The sequence below is a fragment of the Gammaproteobacteria bacterium genome (assembly GCA_041395445.1).
Classification (GTDB): Bacteria; Pseudomonadota; Gammaproteobacteria; order Xanthomonadales; family Marinicellaceae; genus NORP309.
Map to the genome: position 1 here is coordinate 35,803 of JAWLAO010000003.1, position 26,675 is coordinate 62,477.

At 36.2% G+C, this 26,675-nt stretch carries 24 protein-coding genes; 14 read left to right on the top strand and 10 right to left on the bottom strand.

The annotated features are described in order from the left end of the window. Window positions 1-243 precede the first annotated feature (243 nt). From polA to R3F25_05790, 3 genes are all read right to left on the bottom strand, one after another. A complete protein-coding gene (gene polA, locus R3F25_05780; GenBank protein MEZ5496324.1) occupies window positions 244-2,973 on the bottom strand; it encodes a DNA polymerase I in 2,730 nt (909 codons plus the stop codon). 227 nt (window positions 2,974-3,200) lie between these two features. Beyond that, window positions 3,201-3,353, bottom strand: a complete 153-nt coding sequence (locus R3F25_05785) for a hypothetical protein (GenBank protein ID MEZ5496325.1) — start codon at window positions 3,351-3,353, stop codon at window positions 3,201-3,203. A 391-nt stretch (window positions 3,354-3,744) separates the two neighbouring features. Next, window positions 3,745-4,230 carry a hypothetical protein gene (locus R3F25_05790; GenBank protein MEZ5496326.1) on the bottom strand — a complete coding sequence of 162 codons (486 nt, stop codon included), beginning with the start codon at window positions 4,228-4,230 and terminating at the stop codon, window positions 3,745-3,747. 97 nt (window positions 4,231-4,327) lie between these two features. Here R3F25_05790 and R3F25_05795 point away from each other — a divergent pair, with 97 nt between their 5' ends. Continuing rightward, entirely contained in the window at window positions 4,328-5,002 is a 675-nt protein-coding gene (locus tag R3F25_05795; GenBank protein ID MEZ5496327.1) for a hypothetical protein, read from the top strand. 80 nt (window positions 5,003-5,082) lie between these two features. Then, complete coding sequence (hemN, locus tag R3F25_05800) at window positions 5,083-6,471, top strand: oxygen-independent coproporphyrinogen III oxidase (GenBank protein MEZ5496328.1); 1,389 nt, start codon at window positions 5,083-5,085, stop codon at window positions 6,469-6,471. Window positions 6,472-6,834: 363 nt separating this feature from the next. On the opposite strand, the gene R3F25_05805 is transcribed toward hemN, so the two are convergent. From R3F25_05805 to rpmH, 7 genes are all read right to left on the bottom strand, one after another. Continuing rightward, complete coding sequence (locus R3F25_05805; protein MEZ5496329.1) at window positions 6,835-8,622, bottom strand: DUF262 domain-containing protein; 1,788 nt, start codon at window positions 8,620-8,622, stop codon at window positions 6,835-6,837. A 757-nt stretch (window positions 8,623-9,379) separates the two neighbouring features. Continuing rightward, window positions 9,380-9,646 (bottom strand): hypothetical protein, encoded by a 267-nt coding sequence (locus R3F25_05810; GenBank protein MEZ5496330.1) that lies wholly within the window; start codon window positions 9,644-9,646, stop codon window positions 9,380-9,382. 67 nt (window positions 9,647-9,713) lie between these two features. Beyond that, complete coding sequence (locus R3F25_05815; GenBank protein ID MEZ5496331.1) at window positions 9,714-10,130, bottom strand: DUF1801 domain-containing protein; 417 nt, start codon at window positions 10,128-10,130, stop codon at window positions 9,714-9,716. A 41-nt stretch (window positions 10,131-10,171) separates the two neighbouring features. Then, complete coding sequence (mnmE, locus tag R3F25_05820) at window positions 10,172-11,503, bottom strand: tRNA uridine-5-carboxymethylaminomethyl(34) synthesis GTPase MnmE (GenBank protein MEZ5496332.1); 1,332 nt, start codon at window positions 11,501-11,503, stop codon at window positions 10,172-10,174. 2 nt (window positions 11,504-11,505) lie between these two features. Next, on the bottom strand, window positions 11,506-13,179 hold the full coding sequence (gene yidC / locus R3F25_05825; GenBank protein MEZ5496333.1) for a membrane protein insertase YidC: 1,674 nt from the start codon (window positions 13,177-13,179) through the stop codon (window positions 11,506-11,508). Next, on the bottom strand, window positions 13,179-13,538 hold the full coding sequence (gene rnpA / locus R3F25_05830; GenBank protein MEZ5496334.1) for a ribonuclease P protein component: 360 nt from the start codon (window positions 13,536-13,538) through the stop codon (window positions 13,179-13,181). Before rnpA ends, yidC begins: the two co-directional genes overlap by 1 nt. Window positions 13,539-13,564: 26 nt before the next feature. Beyond that, window positions 13,565-13,699, bottom strand: coding sequence for a 50S ribosomal protein L34 (rpmH, locus tag R3F25_05835; GenBank protein MEZ5496335.1), 135 nt, complete (start codon window positions 13,697-13,699; stop codon window positions 13,565-13,567). A gap of 254 nt (window positions 13,700-13,953) precedes the next feature. On the opposite strand from rpmH, the gene dnaA reads away from it, so the two are divergent. The 12 genes from dnaA to R3F25_05895 all read left to right on the top strand — a co-directional run bounded on the left by dnaA (window position 13,954) and on the right by R3F25_05895 (window position 26,664). After that, the gene (gene dnaA / locus R3F25_05840) at window positions 13,954-15,258 is read left to right on the top strand and encodes a chromosomal replication initiator protein DnaA (protein MEZ5496336.1); all 1,305 of its coding nucleotides are present in this window, start codon (window positions 13,954-13,956) and stop codon (window positions 15,256-15,258) included. Between the two features lie 195 nt (window positions 15,259-15,453). Next, entirely contained in the window at window positions 15,454-16,554 is a 1,101-nt protein-coding gene (dnaN, locus tag R3F25_05845) for a DNA polymerase III subunit beta (GenBank protein ID MEZ5496337.1), read from the top strand. Window positions 16,555-16,557: 3 nt separating this feature from the next. Beyond that, window positions 16,558-17,616 carry a DNA replication and repair protein RecF gene (gene recF, locus R3F25_05850; protein MEZ5496338.1) on the top strand — a complete coding sequence of 353 codons (1,059 nt, stop codon included), beginning with the start codon at window positions 16,558-16,560 and terminating at the stop codon, window positions 17,614-17,616. Window positions 17,617-17,712: 96 nt separating this feature from the next. Further along, window positions 17,713-20,106: a DNA topoisomerase (ATP-hydrolyzing) subunit B gene (gyrB, locus tag R3F25_05855; GenBank protein ID MEZ5496339.1), complete on the top strand. Its 2,394-nt coding sequence runs from the start codon at window positions 17,713-17,715 to the stop codon at window positions 20,104-20,106. A 2-nt stretch (window positions 20,107-20,108) separates the two neighbouring features. Then, window positions 20,109-21,005 carry a Grx4 family monothiol glutaredoxin gene (gene grxD, locus R3F25_05860; protein ID MEZ5496340.1) on the top strand — a complete coding sequence of 299 codons (897 nt, stop codon included), beginning with the start codon at window positions 20,109-20,111 and terminating at the stop codon, window positions 21,003-21,005. 3 nt (window positions 21,006-21,008) lie between these two features. Beyond that, window positions 21,009-21,449 (top strand): DUF3465 domain-containing protein, encoded by a 441-nt coding sequence (locus tag R3F25_05865; protein MEZ5496341.1) that lies wholly within the window; start codon window positions 21,009-21,011, stop codon window positions 21,447-21,449. A 2-nt stretch (window positions 21,450-21,451) separates the two neighbouring features. Beyond that, window positions 21,452-21,880 (top strand): hotdog fold thioesterase, encoded by a 429-nt coding sequence (locus R3F25_05870; GenBank protein ID MEZ5496342.1) that lies wholly within the window; start codon window positions 21,452-21,454, stop codon window positions 21,878-21,880. Further along, window positions 21,867-22,637, top strand: coding sequence for a lysophospholipid acyltransferase family protein (locus tag R3F25_05875; GenBank protein ID MEZ5496343.1), 771 nt, complete (start codon window positions 21,867-21,869; stop codon window positions 22,635-22,637). The genes R3F25_05870 and R3F25_05875 overlap by 14 nt, the downstream gene beginning before the upstream one ends. Beyond that, window positions 22,624-23,574: an alpha/beta fold hydrolase gene (locus R3F25_05880; protein ID MEZ5496344.1), complete on the top strand. Its 951-nt coding sequence runs from the start codon at window positions 22,624-22,626 to the stop codon at window positions 23,572-23,574. The genes R3F25_05875 and R3F25_05880 overlap by 14 nt, the downstream gene beginning before the upstream one ends. Before the next feature lie 2 nt (window positions 23,575-23,576). Further along, window positions 23,577-24,341, top strand: coding sequence for an undecaprenyl-diphosphate phosphatase (locus R3F25_05885; GenBank protein ID MEZ5496345.1), 765 nt, complete (start codon window positions 23,577-23,579; stop codon window positions 24,339-24,341). Continuing rightward, window positions 24,338-25,186: an alpha/beta hydrolase gene (locus R3F25_05890; protein ID MEZ5496346.1), complete on the top strand. Its 849-nt coding sequence runs from the start codon at window positions 24,338-24,340 to the stop codon at window positions 25,184-25,186. Before R3F25_05885 ends, R3F25_05890 begins: the two co-directional genes overlap by 4 nt. A gap of 8 nt (window positions 25,187-25,194) precedes the next feature. Beyond that, complete coding sequence (locus R3F25_05895) at window positions 25,195-26,664, top strand: sodium:solute symporter (GenBank protein ID MEZ5496347.1); 1,470 nt, start codon at window positions 25,195-25,197, stop codon at window positions 26,662-26,664. Window positions 26,665-26,675: the final 11 nt, after the last annotated feature.

Here is a 26,675-nt window from a genome sequence, read left to right on the forward strand (position 1 = left end):
ATTAATAAAACTACGCCGATGCCGGCTTTTAAAAAAGGCTGAAATTGGAACTAGAACTTTAAAAGCTGCATGACGAAGTGTTGCAATGAATACAGCGTGATGGAGGTTTAAAAATACAAGACTCACTTTCTTGCCGACACTGATTATACTGATAATATAAAATAATGTCGATTTTTATGTTTTTTCACTGCTTTTTTTAGCAGATATCCCAATAAATAGAGCTGTTTTAGTATTTTTATAATATTAATGAGCCTCGTCCCAATTATCACCGACACCGATATCAACCTTCAACGGAATAGATAACTGAACAGCACTTTCCATCAATTTTTTAACTAACATAGCCAACTCGTCTTGTTTCTTCTTTCTCACCTCAAAAACCAGTTCATCATGCACCTGCATAATCATCCGAATATCAACGTTGTTTTTGATTTCTGCATAAACTTTGAGCATTGCTTGTTTGATAATGTCGGCAGCGGTTCCTTGCATAGGAGCATTGATTGCAGCCCGTTCGGCACCGGCTCGGATGCGCCCGTTGCGATTTTTTATTTCCGGAAAGTACAAACGACGACCAAAAAGAGTATCTACATAAGCGTTTTCTTTGGCTTGCTCTCTAATTTTTTTCATGAACTCAGCGACTTTGGGATATTGATCAAAATAGCGACTCATGTAATCCTGTGCCTCTCCACGCTCAACACCAAGTTGCTTTGCCAAGCCAAATGCTGACATTCCGTACATTAAACCAAAATTGATTGCTTTGGCTGCCCGGCGTTGTTCTTTGTTCACTTCCTCAATTGCAACATCAAAAACCTGTGATGCTGTGCGGCTGTGAACGTCCTGATCTCTGGAAAAAGAGTCCAGCAGTTTTTCATCTTTAGATAAGTGAGCCATAATGCGCAATTCAATCTGTGAATAATCCGCCGCCATGATTTTAAAGCCTTCGGGTGCTACAAAGGCCTGACGGATTTTGCGTCCTTCTTCAGTCCTAATCGGAATGTTTTGCAAATTCGGGTTAGAGCTCGAAAGCCTTCCCGTTGTGGTCACCGCCTGATGATAGGAGGTGTGTATGCGCCCGGTTTTTGGGTTGATTTCCTGTGGAAGTTTATCTGTATATGTCGATTTGAGTTTACTGAGAGAGCGGTTTTCAATAATGATTCGAGGCAACTCATGCTCTTCAGCCAGCTCCTGTAAAACATCTTCTGAGGTCGATGGTTGTCCGGTTGGTGTTTTTTTGATGACCGGAATATTTTGTTCTTCAAACAGTATTTCCTGTAACTGTTTGGGTGAATTGAGATTAAACTCCCGACCAACGAGTTCATAAGCCTGTTGTTCTAACTGTGCGATTTTAATAGAAAGCTCTTCGGATTGTTTTTCTAAAGTTTTTGAATCGACCAACACACCGGTTTGTTCCATCTTAGCCAAAACTTGGATTAACGGCATTTCTATTTCACGAAAGACTTTCAGAAGCTGTTGATGTTCTTGCAATTTTTTACTTAACTCCAAATGCAATTGCAGCGTAATATCTGCATCCTCCGCAGCATATTGGGTTGCAACATCAGCCGGCACTTCAGCAAATGAAATTTGTTTCGCTCCTTTTCCACAAATGTCTTCATACTTAATGGTTTGTTTTTGCAGATACTGCGTTGCCAATGTATCCATATCATGTCTGCCGTTGGTGTCCAGAATATACGATTCCATTAAGCTATCATCACTGAGGTTGTTAATTTCAATGCCATAATTAGACAAAACATTCATGTCATATTTAAAGTGCTGACCAATCAGTTTTATCTCGGGGTTATTTAACAAAGGTTCGATTTGTTTGAGAACGCTTTGTAATTCCAGTTGATTATCAAGTATTTTCAATTGCTCTTCTGTTTTTTCCACATGAGCGATTGGAATATAGGCCGCTTCTCCCGGTTTGCAGGAAAATGACATGCCAACAATTTTGGCTTGCATCGACTCCAGAGAGGTTGTTTCTAAATCGAAAGCCATGATTTTTTCATTGAGTATTTTTTCAAGCCATCGTTCTAAAGTTTTTTCATCACGAATGGTTGTGTAGTTTTTTTCAGGTTGTGCTTCCGCTTCTAGTGCAGGTTCAGAGCTAAGCTGTGAAAACAAGTCAGTTTGTGTTTCCCTTTGTAAAGAACGAATCCCAAACTCTTGTGCCAAAATATTTAATTGTTCGACGTCTTCACCATTTATCGTTAAGTCTTGCACCTTGCAATCAAGAGGAACGCTTGTATCTATTGTTACCAGTTGTTTGGAAAGCGGAATTTGCGGTATCGCTTCACGCAAATATTCGCCAACTTTTCCTTTGACCTGATTTGCATTATCAATAATATTATCCAATGTTTCGTGCTCTTCAAGCCACTTGACGGCGGTTTTTGGTCCAACCTTATTCACTCCGGGAATATTATCTGATGTATCACCAATCAGTGTTAAATAGTCGATGATTTGGTCAGGGCGAACACCAAATTTCTCCTTAACTCCATCAATATCCATTGACGTGTTTCGCATAGTGTCTATCAGTATCACATCATCATTAACCAGTTGTGCCATATCCTTATCGCCCGATGAAATCACCGTTTTAAAACCAGCTTGGCTTGCCATCACTCCCAGTGTTCCCATAACATCGTCAGCTTCAACTCCTTTTATTTCAAGCAACGGCACGCCGAGTGCTTTTATAATGTCTTTGGTTGGCTGAATTTGATTGCGCAAATCATCCGGCATCGGCGGGCGGGTTGCTTTGTATTGGTCATACATATCATGCCGAAAGGTTTTACCAGGAGCATCAAAGACAACCGCCATGTATTCAGGTTGGTACTCTTTAATCATGCGATTAATCATATTAATCACACCATAAATCATTCCTGTTGGTTCGCCTTTATGGTTTTTTAATCGTTGAAGTGCCGGAACAAAGTGAGCTCGGTAAAGATATGCAGATCCGTCGACCAAATAAAGTGTTTTTTCTGACATTGTGGTTGAGTTGTTTATGACATGTCAATTTTACCTGAATATTTCATACTAGAATTGAATTTAGGGATAAAATGGTGAAATAGGTTGTTTACAAATCGCTCAATTCCTAGTTGTTCTTAGGTTGTTAGCGATTTTAGGCAAACTATGAAACCATTTTGTTCATAAAACAATTCAGGTATGTTTGCATTTGCTTTATACCGATTGTATGTAATATTCAGGTAAACACTTTATTCAGCCAACGGGAGGTGGTCGGTTATTGTCCATTCTCCTAATAACGGAGCATAATGCTTGGTTTCCTCAGGAGCATTGGAGTTGATTTTATAGCTCTTTTCAGCGTGAACTGAAATGGTTAAGATTATTAATACTAAAAATGTTTTCATTTCAATCTCAATGTTTGTTTGGTTTGTGCTTAAAGATACCTTTAAATGAAGCTGTTTGCTATCAAAAAATTGCTTGTTTTTGTTATTGAGGAATAATTGTTGATGGAGAAAACCCAAAATGCTTTTTGAAGTTATAACTCAAGTGGCTATGACTGGAAAATCCAAACCTGAAAGCCAAATCCGATAGATCTTCTGTACCCTTTGCTAGTATCGTATATATTTTGTTCAAACGAATTTGGTTGCGGTACTGATTGATTCCCTGTCCTGTTATTTGTTTAAAAATCCTGCAAAGGTGATAAGGTGAGCTAAAGACATCTTTTGCGATTTCTTGCAAAGAGTGGTTTTCATGCAAATGATTGTGTAAGTTGTTTTTTATTTTCTCAACCAGACTTCAGTGTCTTGAGTTTAGGTCTTTTTGCTCAAAAGCGTTAAAAAGACAACCTCTGATTTCTTGAAAAAGCTCAAAGGTTGATTCTGTGATATCGTTTTCCTGTTGAAATCTGATGTTTTTAAGAGTTTCTTGAAAAGTTAAAAAAGTTTGCTTTGTGCATTTGATGTTTTCCGTTTTGAACCTTAGTTTGTCAGTCGACTTGCTTAGCTCACTCCAAAGTGGTTCTTTTGCCTCAACCCAAATACAATCGTCACCATTTTCGTCTATCGCAAAGCGATGATACTCCTGATCCTGGTTGTATAGGTTGATAATTGAGGAGTCCGTGACAAAAGCCTTTTTGTTTTTGTGTTGAATCCAAATGCTGTTTCCGGGAAAAACAATCAGCGGCCTTTCAACAAACCCTTTTTTCGTAAAGCAAGGGTGACTTGGACTTAGCTTGAAGTTGCCAATTTTTACAAATTGATTTTCAAAAAGTGTTTTTTCCATTGGATGACCTTTTTTAATCTCAATAACCGCTAAAAAACCATTATTTTTAATAGGTTGTGTTAGTATGTTAACCTAATTTATTTAAAACACTAAACTTATGAAACAACTTTTTGCGAAATCTTCTATTTTTATTTTCTTTTTTATTTCTTATGTTCAAGCTGAAACATACTCATATACCGGTCCAAATTTTGAAGAGTTTTACGGTGACTATTCAGCTTCTGATTTTATTACCGGCTCTTTTGATACCTCTTCTCCTTTACCAGCAAACGCAAGCTATGGAGACTTCTCGGGACTTGTTACCGGCTGGAGTTTTACAGATGGACAACAAACCCTAACCCAAGCGAACTCCTATCTTGCTTATTTCTTTATGAGCACTAACTCAAGTGGACAACCAGATGAATGGTTGGTTTCAATTTATGAAAACCAAACTGTTCCCATGGGCACTAATGCTCCCAACGGAACAACGGTTTCATTAATTGAAACATCTTTTACTCGTAACAACCTTTTCCAGGAAATAGGCTCTCAAGACTCTAATTGTTCAGAAAACAACGGGCCGAACGGACAGTGCTCTAGTTCCGCAACGACTGATGTCAATTCAGCAAGCAACTTTTTAGCTCCCTCCGGAAACACCCCTCCAGGACCAGGTTGGAGAGGAAGTCGCCCTGTTGTTTCTGTCCCTGTTTTAAGTTTTTGGAACTTAGTGGTGTTTGGTGTTCTGGTTCTATTTGTTGCTTTTTATCAAGTTCGTAGAAGAAAGTCAGAATTAAATTAATCTTATTTTCTTTTTTACCAACTTTAAAACTCCTTTGCTTTTAAAATAGCAAAGGACTTTTTTATTTATACCATTTGCAAATGAACACAGAGCTTGAATTCAATTTAGATCTTATCAAAAAATACGACAAGGCCGGACCAAGATATACATCCTATCCAACAGCAGTTGTGTTTAATGAAGAGTTTACTGCTGAAAACTATATCGAACAGGCAAGGCGGAGCAACGAAACAAACAAAGGACAACCCATTAGTTTGTATTTTCATATCCCTTTTTGTGATACTTTGTGTTTTTTCTGTGCCTGCAACAAAATAGCCACCAAAAAACGCGACAAGGCTGATTTGTATCTGGATTATCTGGAAAAAGAAATGGCAATGGTTTCGGCGCTTTATGATAAAGACCGGATTGTCGAACAAATGCACTTTGGCGGCGGCACACCAACATTTCTCACCGATGCTCAGTTTGAAAGGATGTGGGAACTGATTAAAAAATATTTTCCAATCATCAATACCGAAAACCGTGATTATTCGATAGAAATTGATCCTCGCTCCGTCACCCGTGAAAGTATGGAAAAACTCGCCGGTTATGGTTTTAACCGTTTTTCTCTTGGCGTTCAGGATGTGAACCCGAAAGTTCAACAAGCGGTGAACCGCATTCAACCCACCGAAATGACGCGAGATATCATTCAGGCTTGTCGTGATGTCAATGCCCGTTCGGTCAGTGTCGATTTGATTTATGGTTTGCCTTTTCAAACTCTGGAAAGTTTTTCGCAAACGGTGGATGCGGTGATTGAAATGTCACCGGACAGAATGTCGGTTTTCAACTATGCTCATCTGCCACATTTGTTTTCTCCACAAAAACGCATCAATGCAGAAGACCTGCCACCGGCTGAAGAAAAACTTGCGATATTGCAAATGACGATTGAAAAGCTTAATGCTGCCGGATATGTCTATATCGGCATGGATCACTTCGCCAAACCGGATGACGAACTGGCAATTGCTCAAACCAATGGTTCACTGCAAAGAAACTTTCAAGGCTACACCACACACGCGGAACTGGATTTAGTCGCCCTCGGTGTTTCCTCTATCAGCTCGGTGAATCATTCTTTCAGTCAGAATGTAAAATCTCTGGATCAGTACTACAGTATTTTGGACAACGATAAACTTCCAATTTATCGGGGTTACCAATTGAATGATGATGATTTGCTCAGAAAAAAAGTGATACAGGATATTGCCTGTCAGTTTGAACTGGACTTTAAAAAGATTGAAGACAAATTTGATATTGAGTTTGAAAGCTATTTTGCTAAAGAGTTGGATGATTTAAAAGACATGCAGAAAGATGATTTACTGCAGTTTAACGACAACGGCTTTACCGTCAGCCCTGCCGGCCGGATTTTAGTTCGTCATATTTGTATGGTGTTTGATATTTATTTACGGAAGCAATCAGAGCAGAGGTTTTCTAAGGTAATTTGATATGTTCTCGCACAGCGGGCACAAAGAACACAGAGGGTTTTATCCTCAAATAGCGCGGATTTTTGTGTGTTCGTCATATCGACTAAGCGTTAGCGCATGGAGATATCTCTAGACTTACAAAAATATCTCTGTGAGAGTAAAGGGATTAAAAAAAACATCGTCATTCCTGCGAAGGCAGGTATCTCACCAAACCATCGTGATTTTCTTTGAAAATCAAATAAGGTCTCCTCTAGAGAGGAGATACAGAAGTGTGTTTGGGTTGTTAAAAACAGATACACCTGCTTATAAACTGCCTATAGTTTAGCACTTTTCAGCCAAGCCATCATTTTTACTGAAGCTTAGCTGTTATTAGCAAAATTGGTTTTAATCCCATATGTTCTTGGTTTTTCCTTTAGCTAATTGTTCTCCTGCAGAAATGATCATATTAATATATTCCGACAACTCTTCAAATCTCTCTTTCATAAAATCAAAGTATTCTTTATCGAGAGATCCATCGAGAAGTCTTTCACCACAAGATAGGCCGTGTGACTTTAAAGACGTCAATATTTCAGGATTGGACTTTTCCTTAATTTCATTTAGATAAGTCTTTGGTGACTTGTTACTAATTTTAATATTCGATATTTTATTGATACGAATCTTATTAAGAACGGAATCAACAAAATCATATTCATCCGAATTTTCTTTAAATGTCTCTTTAATATAATTTTCAGGAAATATATGGTGTACATCGACAGCAGCACTCATCGAAACATTGTTGTTGTTCTCAAGATTTTTAAAATTAGATTTGTGCCACATAAAGTATGTTAACCCCATAAATGCTGCACTTTTTGCATTGTCAATACGCTTATAGGATTCGAAATCAGCGGTAATCCGAATCTTTGCCCAATATTCTTTATCTATGTTTTTTCCTTCTGCAAGTTTTTTCAATAGATCGCAGTCTTTTTTTATAACAACATTGGTTGAACCGTGTCCACCTCCGCCGTACCTGTTATCCATTAGGCTACCGTAAAACCAGAATTTAAGTTGATTCATTTGTTCTTGTGTAGCTTGGCTAAATTCTTTATGCTTTAAATTTTTGTAAAAACATAAAAGTGGAAGCAGCATTGTTCTGTATGGCATTTTTGTAACTTGGAACACCCAATTGTTATCTTTAAGCCAACTTTGGATATAATTAATGTCTTCTAAACATTCTTTCCAATATTCTTTGAAATGTTCACCGGATAAATCTCTTAGTATTGAATCTTTTGTTACTTCTCCGTTGGCTAAATAGTTAATATACCTAACAATAGGATCAACTAGCGAATCATCGAAATATGTGTATTTCGATTTTGCTGCACTTATTTCTCTCGACAGTTTAAAGTCTATATAAACCTTTGCATTAACGATGTCAACAAAGGATAAATTCATCCCCTGTGAGTTACTTCTCTCAAAGAAAAGACAGAATTTCTCAAGAGGCATGTTCAAGAGTTGAACAGAAAGCAGCTTTTCTTTCTTGATAATGTCAGTTTTGAAATCACTAAATAGTGCACCGGCAAATTCACGTCCTATGTTTTTTTGTTCTTCAGTCCAGGGAAAACCATCCAATTGTGGTTCAATAAATTCATTTAAAAACCTTGCCTCTCTGTAATCTAATGAAGAAAACAAATCAGAAATTTTAACGCTTAGAGTCTCCTCTTTGGGTGCTTTGATAACGACGTTTGCAATATACCTCTCAAGCCCGACTTTATTGGTTTTTTCATTATAGTCGTAGAACTCATCTGACGATAAAGTTTCAATATTTTCGAACCAGTAATAGACATGGTCGAATCCTTTTAAAGCTCTATAAATTGATGTGGTTCTCTGTTGACCATCAAGTAACGTATAAATGTCATTGTTTTCAAAAACATCGTGAGTAACAGTTTTTGGTTTTGGTTTATGCCTTTTAGATCCTCGCTCCCTTAGGTCGAATCCTTTACATGCTAAATCGAACTTTGGCCGTGAAATAATTAAAGATCCAATAAAAAGATTGCGATTTATTGAGTCGAATAAAGTAACCGTCTTCTCAATGGGCCATTTGAAGTCACGTTGAAACTCAGGTAGTACAAGTTTTTCGCTTTCAATCATCTTTACAAGATCATGAATTGATTTAGTCTCTTGAGTGTTTTCTGCCATTTTTATTTTTTAGTTACCGCCAACATCGTAATATACACTATTGCCCATACCAAGACTTTAAATCACAGATATATTACACTGAATTAAAGAATATACGCCCGGTTTCCCTTACCAGACCTTTTGAATTAAAATTTGAAAAGCGTGGTTGGGATTGTTTTTATTCTAGTACGGGTTTGAGAAAAACACTATAGAATTTTATTGTTTTCTTTTTCTAGATCTATTCGTATCATCCTGATACTCCCCATCATCCCTGATGGCTTGCGTGAAAAAAGTTTAAGGAAAACTTTTTCATGGCAACCCGTAGGGATAAATACAGGGAGGTATTTAGTAAAATTCTTTCCTGAAGAATTTTTCTCCTTGCGCTTCGCGTGGCAAAACGGCTATCCTGCCATTTAGTCCCGATCGGAGTCGGGAATGACAAGGTTCTTTTTTAGAGATACTTACGACTTCGTGTGCTTCGCACACTTCGCTCAGTATGACGGAGTGTTTGTTTTTTAATAACCCCCTTAACTCTCACCCAGATATTTTTGAAGAATTTGGAGTAAAGTTTGCTTATGTTTGAATGTCGCTTGAGACATGAGTTTTAAGCAAACGCCAAATTTAAGAAAATAGGGAGGGAAGCCATCGGCTGAGAGTTCGGGGCACCCTTTTTTGGTTACTTTGTTGGGTGGCAACAAAGTAACACAAAAACTTTCTATTGCTTTTTAAAAGCAATTTATAGATCCCCGGGTCAAGCCCGAGGATGACTGTTGTGGTTTTACATATCCTCCATAAGTTCATCCATCAAATCACAAGCTGCTTGATAATCATTGGATTTAGCCATTTCTTCAAACTTGCTCATCTTGCCAACCAACGACATCATTTTGCCCATGTCTCCGGAAGCTGTCATTTCTTCCATTTTTTTCTGAAATTCTTCGCCTTTTGCCATAACATCAGCTTCACTGCTGCAACTGGAGCCTCCACATGCTGATAGAGATATTGCTGATACCATTACAGTTGCGAGTTTTAGTGATTTTTTAAACATTTCTAACTTCCTCTTTTTTTAATTGTGTTCGGTTATCTTATACTATTTTTATTTCTTTTCCAGTTTTTTATTTTTTATGCTTGGCTCTCATATCGCCTACGGTTTTGTTTAAAAACTTTTCGAGTTTTGTTAGATCCACATCTTCCAGTTTGTTAATGTATAAACAGCTTTTTGCAGTTTTGACTTTACCGAGTTCTTTTAGGTCTTGCTGATAGTCTGCAAAGCCCTGCATGATGTAGAGTGAAAAGTTTTGTTTTCTGGGAGAAAACCCTGTAATCATCCAATCATTTGTACCGCTACTGTTGGTGTATTTATAACTATCGAATCCAATGATGGAGCTTCCCCACATCACTGGCTCGCATTCGGTTACTTTTTTAAATATTCTCAAAAGTTCTTTGGCTTCTTTTTGCTTTTTTTCAGGAGTGATGGTGTTTAAAAAATCATCTGCGCTTTTACTGTTTGCTTGGGTTTTATTTTGTGCCATGGTTATATATCTAAGATTGGTTTCTTAAATATTAGCACATTTTATTTGCCTATGCAGAATGATGAGAAAATTTCTCCCAGCAAATCATCGCTGGTGAATTCTCCGGTGATTTGATTGAGGTGTTCCTGGGCTTGTCTTAAATCCTCGGCCACCAATTCTCCCGCTTGATTGTTGAGGAAGTTATGTTCAGCAACACTTATGTTTTCAAGGGTTTTTTGTAATTGTGTGATATGGCGGGTGCGAGCGGAAAAACTGGTTTCGATTTGGCTTTGATGGCTCAGCGTGTGAATGACTTTTTCTTCCAGTTTTTCAAATCCGGATTGTGTTTTTGCTGAAAGCATCACTTCGTTATCAGCCAAGCCTTTTTCTACTTTTCCGATATCTGACTTGTTATAAATAATGATTTTTCGTTTGTTAAACGGCAGGTCTTGCAGGTTTTCTATTTGTAATTCGACATCTCTTGAGCTATCAATCACTTGTAAAATAATATCGGCTTGTTGCAATATCTCTTTGGCTCTTTTAATGCCTTCTTGTTCAATTTTATCTTCAGTGATGTGAATTCCGGCGGTATCAATAATGGTTACCGGTATTCCTTGGATATGGATGTTTTCTTTGACAATGTCGCGTGTTGTGCCGGCAATATCGGAAACAATAGCGGTTTCGTTACGGGTAAAAAGATTCAAAAGTGATGACTTTCCGACATTGGGTTGTCCGACTATGGCAATCACCACTCCTTTATTTAATAACTGCCCTTGCTGAGCTTTTTGTAAAAGCAAACCCAAATCCTGATGCAGTTGCTTCATTTTTTGCTGTTGTTCTTTATCGGCAAGAAAGTCGATTTCTTCTTCAGGAAAATCTATGGCTGCTTCTATCCAAACACGCAATTCGATGAGTTGGCGTAATATTTGGTTTATTTGTCTGGAAAACTCTCCCTGAAGTGACCTTTGTGCGGCGATGGCAGCTTGTTCCGTTGAGCTGGAAATTAAATCAGCTATGGCTTCTGCTTGTACCAGATCAATTTTTCCGTTCAGAAACGCTCTTTGGGAAAACTCTCCGGGCAAGGCTTGTCTGGCTCCGAGTTTGATAACTGTTTTTAACAGCATGTTCATAATAACAGGTCCGCCGTGAGCTTGTAATTCTATAACATCTTCACCTGTAAATGATTTCGGATTGGGAAAGTAAAGAATAAGACCTTCATCAAGCAGATTTTCACCATCATAAAACTCAGCATAGGTCGCCAGACGTGGTTTGGGTGATTTATGTGATATTTTTTCAGCAATCTCCAAAGCATTTTCACCGGAGATTCTGATGATACCAACACCGCCTGCACCCGGCGCAGTTGCGATGGCGGCGATGGTATCATTTTGTAGCATTATTAACCTTTTGCTTCGATTCGCTTAGTGATAATCCATTGTTGCACCAGCGATAAGGAGCTGTTAACCGCCCAGTACAATACCAAACCGGACTGGAAGAATGCAAACATAATTGAAAATGCAATCGGCATGATTTTCATGATTTTTTCCTGCATTGGATCCATACCAACAGTTGGCGAAAGTCTTTGAGTCATAATCATGGCAAAGGCATTGATTGCCGGCAGAATAAAATACGGATCTGGTGTGCTTAAGTCTTGTAACCACAATATAAAAGGAGCTTGACGTAGCTCTACAGACTCTAATAGTACCCAATACAAAGCAATGAATACCGGAATTTGTACCAGCATTGGCAAACAACCGCCCATTGGATTCACTTTTTCCTGTTTGTACAGCTTCATCATTTCTTCATTGAATTTCTGACGATTATCCTTGTGTCTTTCTTTCAATGTTTTGATGCGCGGTTGCAATTTACGCATTCTTGCCATTGAGTTGTATTGTTTTTCTGTGAGTTTGAAGAAAAGCAATTTAATCAATATGGTTAACACAATGATTGACCAACCCCAATTACCAATCATCGAATGAATTTTATTCAACACCCAAAATAGTGGCTTGGCAATAGCGGTAAACATTCCATAATCAACAGTTAAATCCAAGCCTTTGGATATTTTTGGTAGTTCTTCCTGAATTTTTGGACCTACATAAAGCTGAGTTGAAATTTGACCTTCAGCTCCCGGTTGCACTTCGCTATAACCGGATGTGGCACGAATAATGTATGGTGTTTCCGATGTTGGAAGATATTGTGACGAAATAGCTGAATTCGTTTCACTCATGATAAAGCCACTAAAGAAGTAGTGTTGAACCATAGCTATCCAGCCCGGAGTGTTTATTTTGACATTGATGTTTTCATCCGGATCACTGAAGTCTTCCAGTTTTAGCTTGGTATAGCCTTCATTTGGCTCAAAATAACCTGCTCCTTTGAATGACATTCTTCCTGCATCACTAAAGGAAACTTCGTTATTTAACCAAGGATTGTTTCTTTGCAGTTGCTTGTATTGTTGGCCTTGCCATACAACACTGGAGTTGTTTTGAATATTGTCGGTGATTCCCACTAAATAAGAATCTGCATCAATGCTATAGACTTTGGTTAATTTCACTCCGTTTTTCTCAATTACAAACGGAATGTCTAATTTTCCTGAAGTAACATTATATTGTGATTGGTTCACACTATAGGTTTCAGTATGAACAAATCGTTGTTGTGAGCTCAGCAAACCTGTTTGTGCATAGTAAGAGCTTTCATTGGAGTGATTAAAAAGAATGACGTTTTCTTTTGATTTCTTTGTTACCGGATAATTTAATAACTCAGCATAAATAATTGAAGCACCGACCGTATCAATTTGTAGTTTTAAGACATTGGTGGTTACTGTAACAATAGAGTCTGCGTTTCTTTGTTTTGAAATCTCCGGTGTAGCTGCATTCGGTGTGACCGCTGTTTGTTCAGGAATATCATTTCCATTTGTTAATGGAACGGTATTATCATCGGCTACAGCCTGAGATGGATTCACTCCGGTTATATTTTCAACTTGCGGTTGTGGACCGTAATCTTTTTGCCACTCGGCATAAAGCAAAAAACCTAAAAAAATTAATGCAATTAATAATAAGTTCTTGGGATTATTCATTACTGTTTCCTGATTTGTTGTATTCTACTTTCTGCCTTAATCCACAGACTTTCAAGTGAATTGAATATTTCTGCGTTTTTTTGCTCACTGATTTTTCCTCTTGCCATAACAACAAAATCACAAGCAGTTTGAAATGAGTGGTTTCGAAAACTTTCTCTGACAAGTCTTTTAATTCTGTTTCTCTGAACGGCTCTTTTATCGACTTTCTTTGAAACAATTAAGCCAAGCTTTGAATTTTCTTTTGAATTTATGTGGATCAATATAAGGAAAAATGCATCAGAAACTTTGACCGACTTGTTAAATACCTTGCTATAGTCTGCTTTTGTTAACAAACGAGCTTTTTTAGGAAAGCCAGTCAATGTCCTTTTTGAAAACTTTGAGTGTTTTAAACAGTTAGTTTATGTCTGCCTTTTGCTCTTCTGGCATTAATAACAGCTCGACCACCTTTTGTTTTCATACGTGCTCTAAAACCATGAGTTCTTGCACGCTTTAAATTACTTGGTTGAAAAGTTCTTTTCATGATACACCTTGTATTTTTATATTGAATTCAATTGAAATTTAAGAAAAAACCCAACGCGTTTTAAGTTCTTCCTTAAAAAAGGTTGGCTAGGATACTTATTTTTAACATTTTTTTCAACATTTTTAGGTTTCTTTTTATGTTATTACTAACAATTATCACTAATTTAAAAAGATTTAACAAATTCTGTAGTTATCTATTGTTAATATTGGGTGTATAATGTCCGACTTTCCTCTCAATGTTAAAGTTAATTCAATATGATTTGGAGCAAATGTCTCAAGCGTCTGCAATCCGAAGTTTCCGCGCAGGAAATTGACATTTGGCTACGTCCTTTAAAAGTTATTGAAGAGCTTAATTGTATCAATATCATCGCTCCTAATGACATTATTATGGATCGTATTAATGATAATTATTTGAAGCTATTAAAATTGGCATTAAGTGATATATCTGACATTGATTATGAAATAACAGTTAGTTATCCGATCAGCCCATTTACTCAAAATAATCACAATCAAAAAAAATCGGATGGATTTCCATCACTTCCGTCAAACATTGATAAGACTTTTACTTTTGACAATTTCGTGGAAGGCAGTTCAAACAGTCTGGCAATGGCCTCAGCGATTCGTGTTGCACAAGATGCTTCCACTGATTATAACCCTTTATTGATTTATGGCAGCACCGGATTAGGTAAAACACATTTATTACATGCAATCGGCAATAAAATTAAGGAAATTAATCCTCAAGCAATTGTTTGTTATGTTCATTCTGAACAATTTGTTAATAACATGATTAGCGCAATCAGAAATAATTCAATTGATAAATTTAAAGAGCAATACCGATCTGTAGATGCTTTGTTGATTGATGATATACAATTTTTTGCCGGAAAAGACCGAACACAAGAAGAATTTTTTCACACATTCAACCATTTGCTTGAGTACAAACAAAGAGTTATCATCACTTGCGATCGGTTTCCAAAAGAGGTCAACGGTCTTGAATCTCGCTTGAAGTCTCGATTAGGTTGGGGTGTTATATTATCAATTGATCCACCTGAGTTTGAAACCCGGGTTGCTATTTTACAAAAGAAAGCTTTACAGCAAGGAATTATCTTGGCAGATAATATTGCACATTATATTGCTGATAAAATTAAATCTAATATCAGAGAACTGGAAGGTGCTTTGAAAACTTTACTGGCCTCTGCCAGTTTAAGACATATTGATATTGATTTGGACTTTACAAAAGAGACATTAAAAGAGTTATTTAATGTTCATCAAAAACAAATTTCTGTCGATAATATCATTACTCAAACAGCTAATTATTACAATATTAAAAAGTCGGATTTACTTTCAAAAAAACGGGTTCGTTCCATCGCCAGACCTCGTCAAATGGCAATGTTTTTATCTAAGGAACTCACTGATAAAAGTTTACCTGAAATTGGTGAGGCTTTTGGAGGAAAAGATCACACCACTGTAATTTATGCTTGTCGAAAAATAAAAGAATTGATGGATGAAAACTCTGATTGGATTGAAGATAAACAGAAGCTTATTAATTTATTAACTATTTAAAATTATTTATTGTTATATAATAAGCTGTGAATAAGTTGTGGAAAAAATGTATTTAAATTTAAAAGGAAAATTATCCACAGGAAACTAACAAAAATAAAACAACTACAGATCATTGAAAACTTATTTAAATTCAATAAGTTATAAATATTTTAGTGTTTTATTTAAATACTTACTATTACTAAATTTATAAATATTATGATATTTAATATACAAAGAGAAAATCTTTTACAACCATTAACTGAAATCATTGGTGTTATCGAAAGTAAACAAACTCTAACTATTCTAGGAAATTTTTATATTAAGGCTTATAACAATATTCTTTCATTTACTGCTAGTGATTCAGAAGTTGAAATGATTGGTAGTTGTAACGCTGACGTTATAGAAGAGGGAGAAATAACGATTCCGGCAAAGAAAATGTTTGATATTTGCAAAGCTTTGTCTGATGGGTCTCTGATTAATTTCTCAATTAGTGATAATAAATGCATAATAACAGCCGGACAAAGTAAATTTAGTTTATCGACTTTGCCGGGTTCAGAATATCCATTAATTGAAAATGTTGAAACTTATGAAAACATTGAACTTGAAGCATCTGTTCTTAAGAATTTATTAAACCAATCTGCTTTTTGTATGGCTGTTCAAGATGTCCGATATTTTTTAAACGGTCTTTTATTTGAATTAGATGGAAACAAAATTCGTTGTGTTTCTGCAGACGGACATAGACTTGCTTTATCTGAAACCAATTTTGATAATAATAAACAAATTAATAAGCAGTTTTTAATTCCAAGAAAAGGAGTATTAGAGTTACAAAAATTAATTAGGGATAAAGATCAAAATGTTTCCATAAATATGGGTAAGAATCACATTAACTTTATTTGCGATGGGATTAGTTTAACTTCAAAACTGATAGATGGTAATTTTCCTGATTATCAAACGGTCATTCCGTTGGATATGGAGCAATTTTTCACAGCAGATAAAAACACTTTAAAGTCTGCATTATTAAGGGTTGCTATTTTATCCAATGAAAAATTTAAAGGGGTTAAGCTCAATATTGAGAATAATAGTTTAAATATTATCGGGCATAACCCGGAACAGGAACAAGCTGAGGAAATTGTTAATATTAACTCCAATATAAATGATATAAAAACCGGGTTTAATGTTAATTATTTAGTTGATGCAATTAATGCTATTGATAGCGATCAAATTATGTTCAGTTTTAAAAACGCTTTAAGCAGTTGTTTAATTAAACACCCTGAAGATAATAGTTGTCGATTGATAGTCATGCCCATTAGAATCTAATTTGTGTTTATTAACAAACTCAGAATATTAAACTTTAGAAATATTCTTGATAAAGATTTTAAATTTGAAAACAAAGTAAATATTTTCTACGGTGAGAATGGAGTAGGAAAAACAAGTATTCTCGAAGCAATTAATTATATTTCGTCCGGTAAATCATTCAGGAAAGGTAATTACAAAGATTTTATTAATTATAAATCTAACGAATTTACTATTTATCTCGGTTATAACAAGGATGATTTAGAAAACTCCATTTCTGTTCGTAAAGACAAAAAAGGTCAATGGAAAGCAAAAAAGAACAATACCAACATTTCTCAGCAATCCACTCTTACTGAGTCCTTGCCTGTAATTTCAATTGACCCTGAAGTTTATCGTTTAGTTGACTCAAGCCCACAATACAGAAGATCTTTTATTGATTGGTTAGTGTTTCACGTGAAACATGATTATTTACTATTGTGGAAAAAAACACATAAATGTATTAAACAACTAAATACTTTATATAAACTCAGAGGTAATACAAATGAGATAAATACATGGGAGCAAATATTAGTTAGTTGTACAGAAAAGCTCAATCAAGTCAGAAATCATTACTTTCTACAAATATCACCAATAATCACAAGTATAGTAAGAGAAATTTCACCGGATTTAGATGGTATTGTTTTGAGTTATAAAAGAGGTTGGACCGAAGGATTTTCTTTTATCCAACAACTTGAAAATGACAGGGAGAAAAATTTAAAGTATGGACAGCTTTTAAACGGTCCTCATAAGATGGATATAAAAATAACAATTAATCATACAGATGCTTCTAAAGTTTTATCGCGCGGACAAAAGAAAATGCTTTCTATTGTTTTTTATCTGGCTTATTTAAAAGTACTGGAAGTCAATCAGATTTTTCCAATCCTGTGTTTAGATGATTTTGACGCTGAGATTGATGAACATAAATTAAAAACAACGTCAGAATATTTTAAATCTTATCAGTCACAGATTTTTATAACTTCTGTTCATAAAGAAAAAATTGTTAAAGCATTTCCGAATGCCGATTTGTTTCACGTGAAACATTCATAGTTCTTGTTTTTATTGGTGTAATGAAAATTATATTGTCTTTTAGAGATGATATTAATCTGTTATAATTCCCCGTTGATATTTTAAGAGAAAATTTATATGTCAGATAACTATAATTCTTCCAATATTAAAGTCTTAAAAGGGCTTGATGCGGTTCGTAAAAGACCGGGAATGTATATTGGTGATACGGATGATGGAACCGGTTTACATCACATGGTGTTTGAGGTTGTAGATAATGCCATTGATGAGGCATTGGCTGGTCATTGTGATGATATTCAGGTTGTGATCCATAAAGATGGTTCGGTCAGTGTTTCTGATAATGGTCGTGGAATTCCGGTTGATATTCATAAAGAAGAAGGAGTTTCTGCTGCTCAAGTTATTATGACAGTTCTGCACGCCGGTGGTAAGTTTGATGATAATTCATACAAGGTTTCCGGTGGTTTACATGGTGTAGGTGTGTCTGTTGTAAATGCGCTTTCTATTAAGTTAATTCTTAGAATTAAGAGAGATGGAAAGTTATATTACCAGGAATATAAAATGGGTGAACCTTTAGCACCGCTTGCGGAAATTGGAGAGACAAATGAAAGTGGAACGACTTTGCAATTTTATCCATCAGCGGAAATTTTCTCTGATATTGAGTTTCACTATGATATTCTGGCAAAAAGATTAAGAGAGTTATCGTTTCTAAATTCAGGTGTAAAAATATGTTTGAGTGATGAAAGGGATGATAGAAATGATAAATTTGAGTACGAAGGTGGTATTTCCTCGTTTGTACAACACTTAGGACGTCGTAAGAAACCCCTTCATCAATCAGTTATCCATTTTGATGGTGGAGATGATGCAGGAACTACAGTAGAAGTTTCAATGCAATGGACAGACTCTTACCAAGAAAATGTTTATTGTTTTACCAATAATATTCCTCAGAAAGATGGGGGAACACATCTAGCAGGATTCCGAGGAGCTTTAACTCGAACAATTAATAATTATCTGGCTGGCAACTCTAAAAAAGGTGTTACAGCGTCAGGAGATGACTGTAGAGAAGGGTTGATAGCTGTTGTTTCGGTAAAAACCCCTGATCCGAAATTTTCATCACAAACGAAAGACAAATTGGTTTCATCAGAAGTGAAATCTATTGTTGAAAGTTGTGTGGGTGAAAAACTGGCAGATTTTTTCCTGGAAAACCCTATTGAAGCAAAAATAGTGACTGAAAAAGTCATAGAGGCAAGTAGGGCCAGAGAAGCAGCTAGAAAAGCCAGGGAAATGACGCGTCGCAAAGGAGCTCTTGATATTGCTGGACTTCCTGGTAAATTGGCTGATTGTCAGGAGAAAGATCCATCATTATCTGAAATATTTCTGGTAGAGGGTGATTCTGCGGGTGGATCTGCTAAACAAGGTCGTAATAGAAAATCTCAGGCAATTCTTCCGCTAAAGGGAAAAATTCTCAATGTGGAAAAAGCCCGTTTCGATAAAATGCTTCAATCCGCAGAAGTAGGGACTTTGATTACTGCTTTGGGATGTGGAATAGGTAAAGAAGATTTTGATGCGGATAAATTGCGCTATCATAAAATTATTATTATGACCGATGCTGATGTGGACGGTTCACATATCAGAACATTATTGTTGACTTTTTTCTACAGACAAACACCTGAGTTAATTGAAAGAGGTCATATTTACATTGGTCAACCACCTCTTTATAAGGTTAAATACGGCAAACAGGAAAACTATATTAAAGATGATGAAGAATTAAATAATTATTTACTGGCTCGTGCCATTGAAAACACCAGTCTTCATTATCAAAAAAACACTCCGCCATTGACAGGTCTAGGACTAGAACAGTTAATAAAACAACATTTGGATGTTAAAAGTATCACAAAAAGACTATCAATCATTCATGATAAACAAGTAATGAGATTGTTGCTGAATACGGATGTGATTGGTTCTGAAAAACTATCAAATAAACAGGAATTAAAATCTTGGTGTGAAAAAGCACAACAGTTGTTGAACAAAGAAGTAAAAGCCGGTGTGAGCTGGAGCGTCGATCTTTCAAAAGAATCTGATGCTATAGAGTTTATCGAAAATGCCAATGGATTGGTTAATACCACGACATTGAAGTATTCCTTCTTTGAATCATCGGATTACAAAGCGATTGCTGATTTAACGCAACAAACACTTGATTTAATCACAACCGATTCTTATTTCTTAAAAAATGAAAAAACATTTGAATTCAATAACTTAGAAGATGGAATCAATCAATTATTTGCAATTGCCAAAAAAGGATTGACGATTAGCAGATTTAAAGGTTTGGGTGAAATGAATCCTGAACAACTATGGGAAACCACAATGGATCCGGAAACACGCCGTTTGCTCCAGGTTACCATAGAAGACGCTGTTGGGGCAGATGAAATCTTCTCAACCTTGATGGGTGATGTTGTTGAACCTCGCAGAGAATTTATCGAACAAAACGCTTTATATGTTACCAATCTGGATGTGTAATTATGAATGAACAACTAAGACAAAGAATAGAGAGTTTGGTTAATAGCAACAAATGCATGTTGTTTATGAAGGGAAACCCCAAACAACCACAATGCGGCTTTTCAAGTAATACGGTAAAAATTGTACAAGAGTTGCTAGGCTCTGATTTTGCTACATTTAATGTTTTGGAAGATATGGAAGTCAGAGAAGGAATCAAAGAATACGGAAACTGGCCAACAATTCCTCAGTTATACATTAATGGAGAGCTTGTTGGAGGAAATGACATTGTTACTGAAATGTATAATACCGGGGAGTTGCAATCTTTACTAGGATTACCACAACCGGAAAGAACACCTGCAAAGATAACGATTTCTGAAAAAGCTAAAGAGAATATATTACAAGGAATAGAAAACATTGGCTCGAATGTATTAATGCTTTCAATAGATGGAAATTACAATACCCGTTTTTCAATTGAGCAACCAAAGGGATATGAATTATTTTCAGAAATAGGGGAAATAAAAATCTATATGGATATCGGGACAGCAAAACGTGCTAATGGGATTGAAATTGACTGGGTTGAAGACCTACAAGGTTCAGGTTTAGTCATAAAAAACCCTAATGAACCCAAAGCAGTGAACCAACTTTCTCAACAAGAATTCGCAAAAGGCTTAAAAGACGGCACGTTTAATCATATTTATGATGTTCGTACTGAAGCTGAATTTGCTCAGAAAGCCATTCCTGGTTCAAAGCGATTGGATAAATTAGCAATGCAGGAAATAGAGCAATTGGATAAAACCACACCTTTGGTGTTTGTTTGTAATGTGGGAAACAGCAGTATGGGTGCTTGTGAGTATTATCGAAAACAAGGATTTACCAATGTTAATAATCTTGCAGGCGGAATTTCTAGCTGGAAAGAATAAACATTGAAAAGTAAAAGGAACAAACTTGCCACTCAAATAGTGCCGGCAATAGTTGCTATTGTTTTTCTTTTTTTGTACAACAACTACGTTGATACAGGAAAAAACTCTCAAAAGACTAACAATGGTATTATTGAACAACTATTTAAATCTCGTAAATCCGGACAAGATGTTACAATTTCGGCGGAAGTAATAAAAACATTGTCAGATGATAACGATGGCAGCAGACACCAGAGATTTCTTGTAAAATCCGGAATGCATTCATTGTTAATAGCGCATAATATTGATATTGCTCCGAGAGTCCCAATCGAGAAAGGAAGTATCTTGGAAATAAAGGGGGTTTATGAGTGGAATGAAAAAGGCGGTGTGATTCATTGGACTCACAGAGACCTTAATCAAAAACGGCCCGGTGGCTGGATTAAATATAACAACAAAAAGTATCAATAAACATGAAAAAAATCTGGTATCAAGAGCCACCTCTGGCGAGTCTCAATCAATATAGAGCATCAGGATTAGGAGAGGTTCTTGAAATAAAAATAGTCGGTAGAGGAAAGAACTGGTTATTGGCAGAAATGCCGGTAAAAGAACAACATAAACAGCCTTTCGGTATTGTTCATGGTGGAGCAACTGCTGCATTAGCAGAAACAGTTGCCAGTATTGCCGGTTGGTTGTGCATCAACCCTAAAACGAAAGCATCTGTTGGTTTGGAGTTAAATATTAACCATTTAAAATCAGTGACTCAAGGAGCTCTGTTTGCAAAAGGTACAGCAGTTCATGTTGGAGGAACAACACAGGTTTGGCAAAGTGATATTTTTAACTCAGAGTTAAAACAGGTTTCAACATCAAGATTAACAGTAATGGTGATTGACAGAAAGTAAAATGTTATTTATTCGGTTTTTACTTCGGTTTATTGCTCTTATTCTTTCAGCGTTTGGAATATTCCCTTTTGTGGTTTTATCGTTAAGTGTCTTACAAAAAACAAACCAAAGAAAATTACAAAAAAAAGTATTGAACAATTGGTCAAAACTTTTATGTTTTGTCTGTGGATTAAAACTGGAAACCAGAGGCAACATTCAAGAAAACCCGGTTTTTTTAGTTGCCAATCATGTGAGTTGGCTCGATATTCCTGTTATTCACAGTTATAAACTGGCTGGATTCGTTGCCAAGTATGAAATTTCAAAATGGCCGCTTTTAGGCTGGGCGGTTCGCTCGGGAGAAACAGTTTTTATCAATCGAGGAAAACACGACTCTCGAAAAGTTGTACTTGAAACCATAAAAGGACGATTAAAACAAGGCCGCTCCATTGCGGTTTTTCCCGAAGGAACAGCAACCAACGGAGAGTACCTCGGTCGTTTTCATCGCCAACTCATGCAAGCAGCGATTGAAACCGAAACACCAATGCAAGCCATAGCAATCAAATTTATAAATAAAGATGGAAAAAGAAATAAGAAAATAGCGTTTGTTGAAAACGAAAACTTCTTAAAGAATGTTCTAAGAATTTTGAGTTTACCGACTAGTAAAGTTGAACTGACCTTTTGTGATGTTATCAACACAAAAGACAAAACTGCAAAACAGATAGCAATGCTTTCAGAACAACAGGTTTCAAAGGTTCTAACAGAAAATGATTATCTGTAATCCCGGAATCAAACCAAAAAACAAACACATCCAAACCATACTGGCAAGTTCAAAGGTTCGCTTGCTTCGTCTTAAAAACAAGACCTCTTTTGCAAATACAAAAAAAGAAGTCATTGAAACTCCCGATGCTAAGCTTCTCGGTTTTTATAATCAAAAAGAAAAAGCGGAAAGTTTGTATATTCTAATCCATGGATGGGAAGGCTCATCAAATTCAACATACATACAGCTTTTGGCAAACACCTTATTGACAAAAAAAAATGCCTCTGTCTTTAGGTTGAATCTAAGAGACCATGGAGAAAGTCATCACCTGAACAAGCAGATCTTCCATTCTTGCCGATTGGAGGAGGTATTAGATGCGGTTAAAGCTGTTACCGAAAAGTATAATTATAAAAACTATTTTTTGTGTGGTTTTTCACTAGGCGGAAACTTTTCCTTACGAGTGGCAGCAAATGTTTACGAAAAACAAATAAAACTCAATAAAGTTTTTGCAATTTCACCACCAATCGACCCCAAAAAGAGCATGATAGCGATAGAAGCCAGTAAAATCTATTCACGTTATTTTATGAAAAAATGGAAACGATCATTAATTAAGAAAAGAGAACTGTTCCCTGATTTATTTGAAGAAGAGGGCTTTAATAAAATCAACTCACTCAATGAGCTGACGAAAAAACTCATAGTGGAACACTCAGAATATGAAACAACAGACGAGTATTTTCAGGGATATAGCATTACAAAAGAAATACTAAAAAAAATATCAATACCTTGTGATGTCATAACATCCTGGGATGACCCGGTGATTCCATTTGAGGATTTCAACATTTTAGACAAGCAGGAAAATGTAAAATTAGTCACCTCAAAACACGGAGGCCATTGTGGGTTTATCAACAGCTGGAAAATGACAAGCTGGATTGAACAATACATTCTGGAAAATAGTTAAAAATGCAAACAGAAGAACTTATACAATGGTTGGTTTTAGCAATTGTTCAGGGCATAACTGAATATTTGCCGGTCTCTTCCTCAGCACACTTGATTTTGGTTCCTGCAATTATGGATTGGAAAGATCAAGGTCTAATGATGGATATTGCCGCACATGGAGGTTCTCTGCTGGCAGTCATGTGGTATTTTAAAAAAGAAATTTTAGAGCTTTTAACCGGACAAAAAAACAAATTATTCATTCAGCTTGTTATAGCAACCATTCCTTTGGCATTAGTCGGAGTGCTCGCTGCCGGATATATAGAGGAAAACTTAAGGTCACCAACAATCATCGCTATTTCCAGTATTGTTTTTGGTGTAATTTTGTTTTTAAGTGAAAAACTGGCAAAATCAAACAATGAAATAACAACAAAAAACGCTTTTTTAATTGGTATTGGACAGGTTTTAGCCCTGATTCCGGGAGCGTCAAGGTCAGGAGTGACAATGACAACAGCGATGTTACAAGGTTATAGCAAAACACAGGCAGCAAAGTTTTCTTTTCTGTTGGCGATTCCGGCACTGTTGATGACAACTGCTTATGGGACACTAAAAGTCTATCAAAATCCGGAAGAGTATAACCCAACAGGATTTATAATCATTTTAGTTCTCAGTTTTATCTCCTCATTGATTTCGATTAAGCTATTTTTGAAGCTGATAGAGAAAATTAAAATGTCTTACTTTATGTGGTACAGAATCATACTCGGAGCTTTAATATTGTGGTTGCTGACATGAAAGAGTTATCAATAAAATGTCGATATGGTAATAAAGCAGCGCTGAGCTGGGGAGAAGGAAATCCAAAAAAAATACTGGCGTTGCATGGTTGGTTGGATAATGCCGCCTCGTTCTATCACTTAGCACCTTTGCTTGCTGAAAAAGGCTATGAAGTTGTTGCCGTGGATTTTGCCGGACATGGTCATTCAGATTACAGAGCGCAGGGACACTATGCTCACTTTATAGATTATGTGCTGGATATTCAGGATGTTTTAACTCAACTGAACTGGAAAAAACCAATATTGCTGGGGCATTCAATGGGAGCAGCAATGTCAGTGATGTATAGCGCCGCATTTCCGGAAAAAATTGATAAAAACATAATGATTGAAAATGTTGGACCGGTACCATCTTATGGAAAAGGCGAGGCTGCAAGCAACTTAAGAGAGGCATTATTGCAATGGCAAGCTCATAGTGAAGAGCATACCAGCTTTCATAAAAACATTGATTCAGCACTACAAGCAAGATTGAAGGTAACTCCGATGGAGGCAAAATACCTTAAACCGATGGTCGAAAGAGGACTTAAAAAAACCTCCGAAGGTTATCATTGGAGAACGGATAAACGTCTGAGACTTAGAAGTTTGTTTCGTTTTTCAGAAGAAATAGTACAAGATATTCTCAGCTCACCGAAGCCGGATACTCTGTTAATTCTTGCCAAACCATTCACTTATGCATTAAGTTATCCAACGGCTCAGCAACGCATAGAGAAGTTGTCAGCAAGCAAGGTGGTTTTTATTGAAGGCAATCATCATCTTCACATGGATAAATCTGAACAGGTTTTTTCTGAAATAGAATCTTTTCTGGAATAGATAAAATTATGGGTGTTCAAATTTCACCATCAATATTATTGTTGGTTGTAGCAGCTTATTCAGCGTTATTATTTTTAATTGCGAAAATAACGTCAAAAAACTCAACGAACCTAGATTTTTTTAATGGTTCAAGACAATCTCCATGGCCGGTTGTTGCTTTTGGAATGATTGGTGCGACTTTATCCGGGGTGACGTTTATTTCGATTCCGGGGATTGTAAAAACCACGCAGTTTTCATATTTGCAAATGGTGATTGGTTACGGAATTGGTTATGCCGTCATTGCTTATGTGCTTTTGCCTTTGTATTATCGAAAAAACCTAATTTCAATTTATGGTTATCTTCAGCAAAGATTTGGTCGGCAAACACAAATAACCGGCTCGGCATTCTTTATTCTTTCCAGATTGATTGGAGCATCCTTTCGTCTGTATTTGATGGCTATGGTTTTACAGGATTTTATTTTAGTCCATTTTGGCATTTCATTTTGGCAAACGGTATTAATCAGCTTGGTGTTAATCTGGCTTTACACAGCAAAAGCAGGAATTAAAACCATTGTTTGGACAGACACTTTGCAAACTTTCTTTATGATTTTGGCTGTTGTTGTTGCAATTTTTACCATTACATCAGGAATGAATCAAAGTTTGCTCGATATGTTTTCTGTTGTCAAAAACAGTGATTTGTCGAAAACTTTTTTCTTTGAGAATGGTTGGCAAGATAAAAACAACTTTATTAAACAAGTTTTAGCAGGCGCTTTGATTGCAATTGTAATGACGGGGCTGGATCAAGACATGATGCAAAAAAACATCAGTTGCAAAACTCTTAAAGAGTCTCAAAAAAACATTAAGCTGTTTTATGTAATATTAGTATTCGTCAATATCTTGTTTCTATTTTTAGGAGCCTTGTTATATCTTTATGCGAATCAAAGCGGAATAGAACTCCCGGAACAAACAGATAAAGTTTTTCCTTTTCTGGCGTTTAATTCGATGCCGGCTTATTTCGGGATTATTTTTTTAGTGGGATTACTGGCAGCTGCCTATTCGAGTGCAGACTCAGCTTTAACCTCTTTGACAACCTCTTATTGTTTAGATATTTTAAACAACGAAAATACTTCAAAAACAACCAGAATGTTAATTCACCTCGGCTTTTCAACATTATTATTTTTGATAATACTGGTTTTTAGATATTTTTTGGAAAGTTCAGCAATAACAGGGCTGTTCACATTAGCCGGTTATACTTATGGTCCGTTGTTGGGGTTGTTCGCTTTTGGTATCTTAAGCAAGAAACAAATAAACAACAATTATGTTCCGATACTAGCAATACTTGCTCCTGTCATTACCTTTTTTATGAACAAATATTCAAAAGAATTATTTTTTGGTTATAGCTTTGGTTTTGAGCTTTTGTTGATAAACGGGTTGATAATGTTTTTGGGTTTGTTTTTACTCACAAAAAAGCCGACAGATAAAACATCGCCGGCTTTTTGATTAGCAACAGT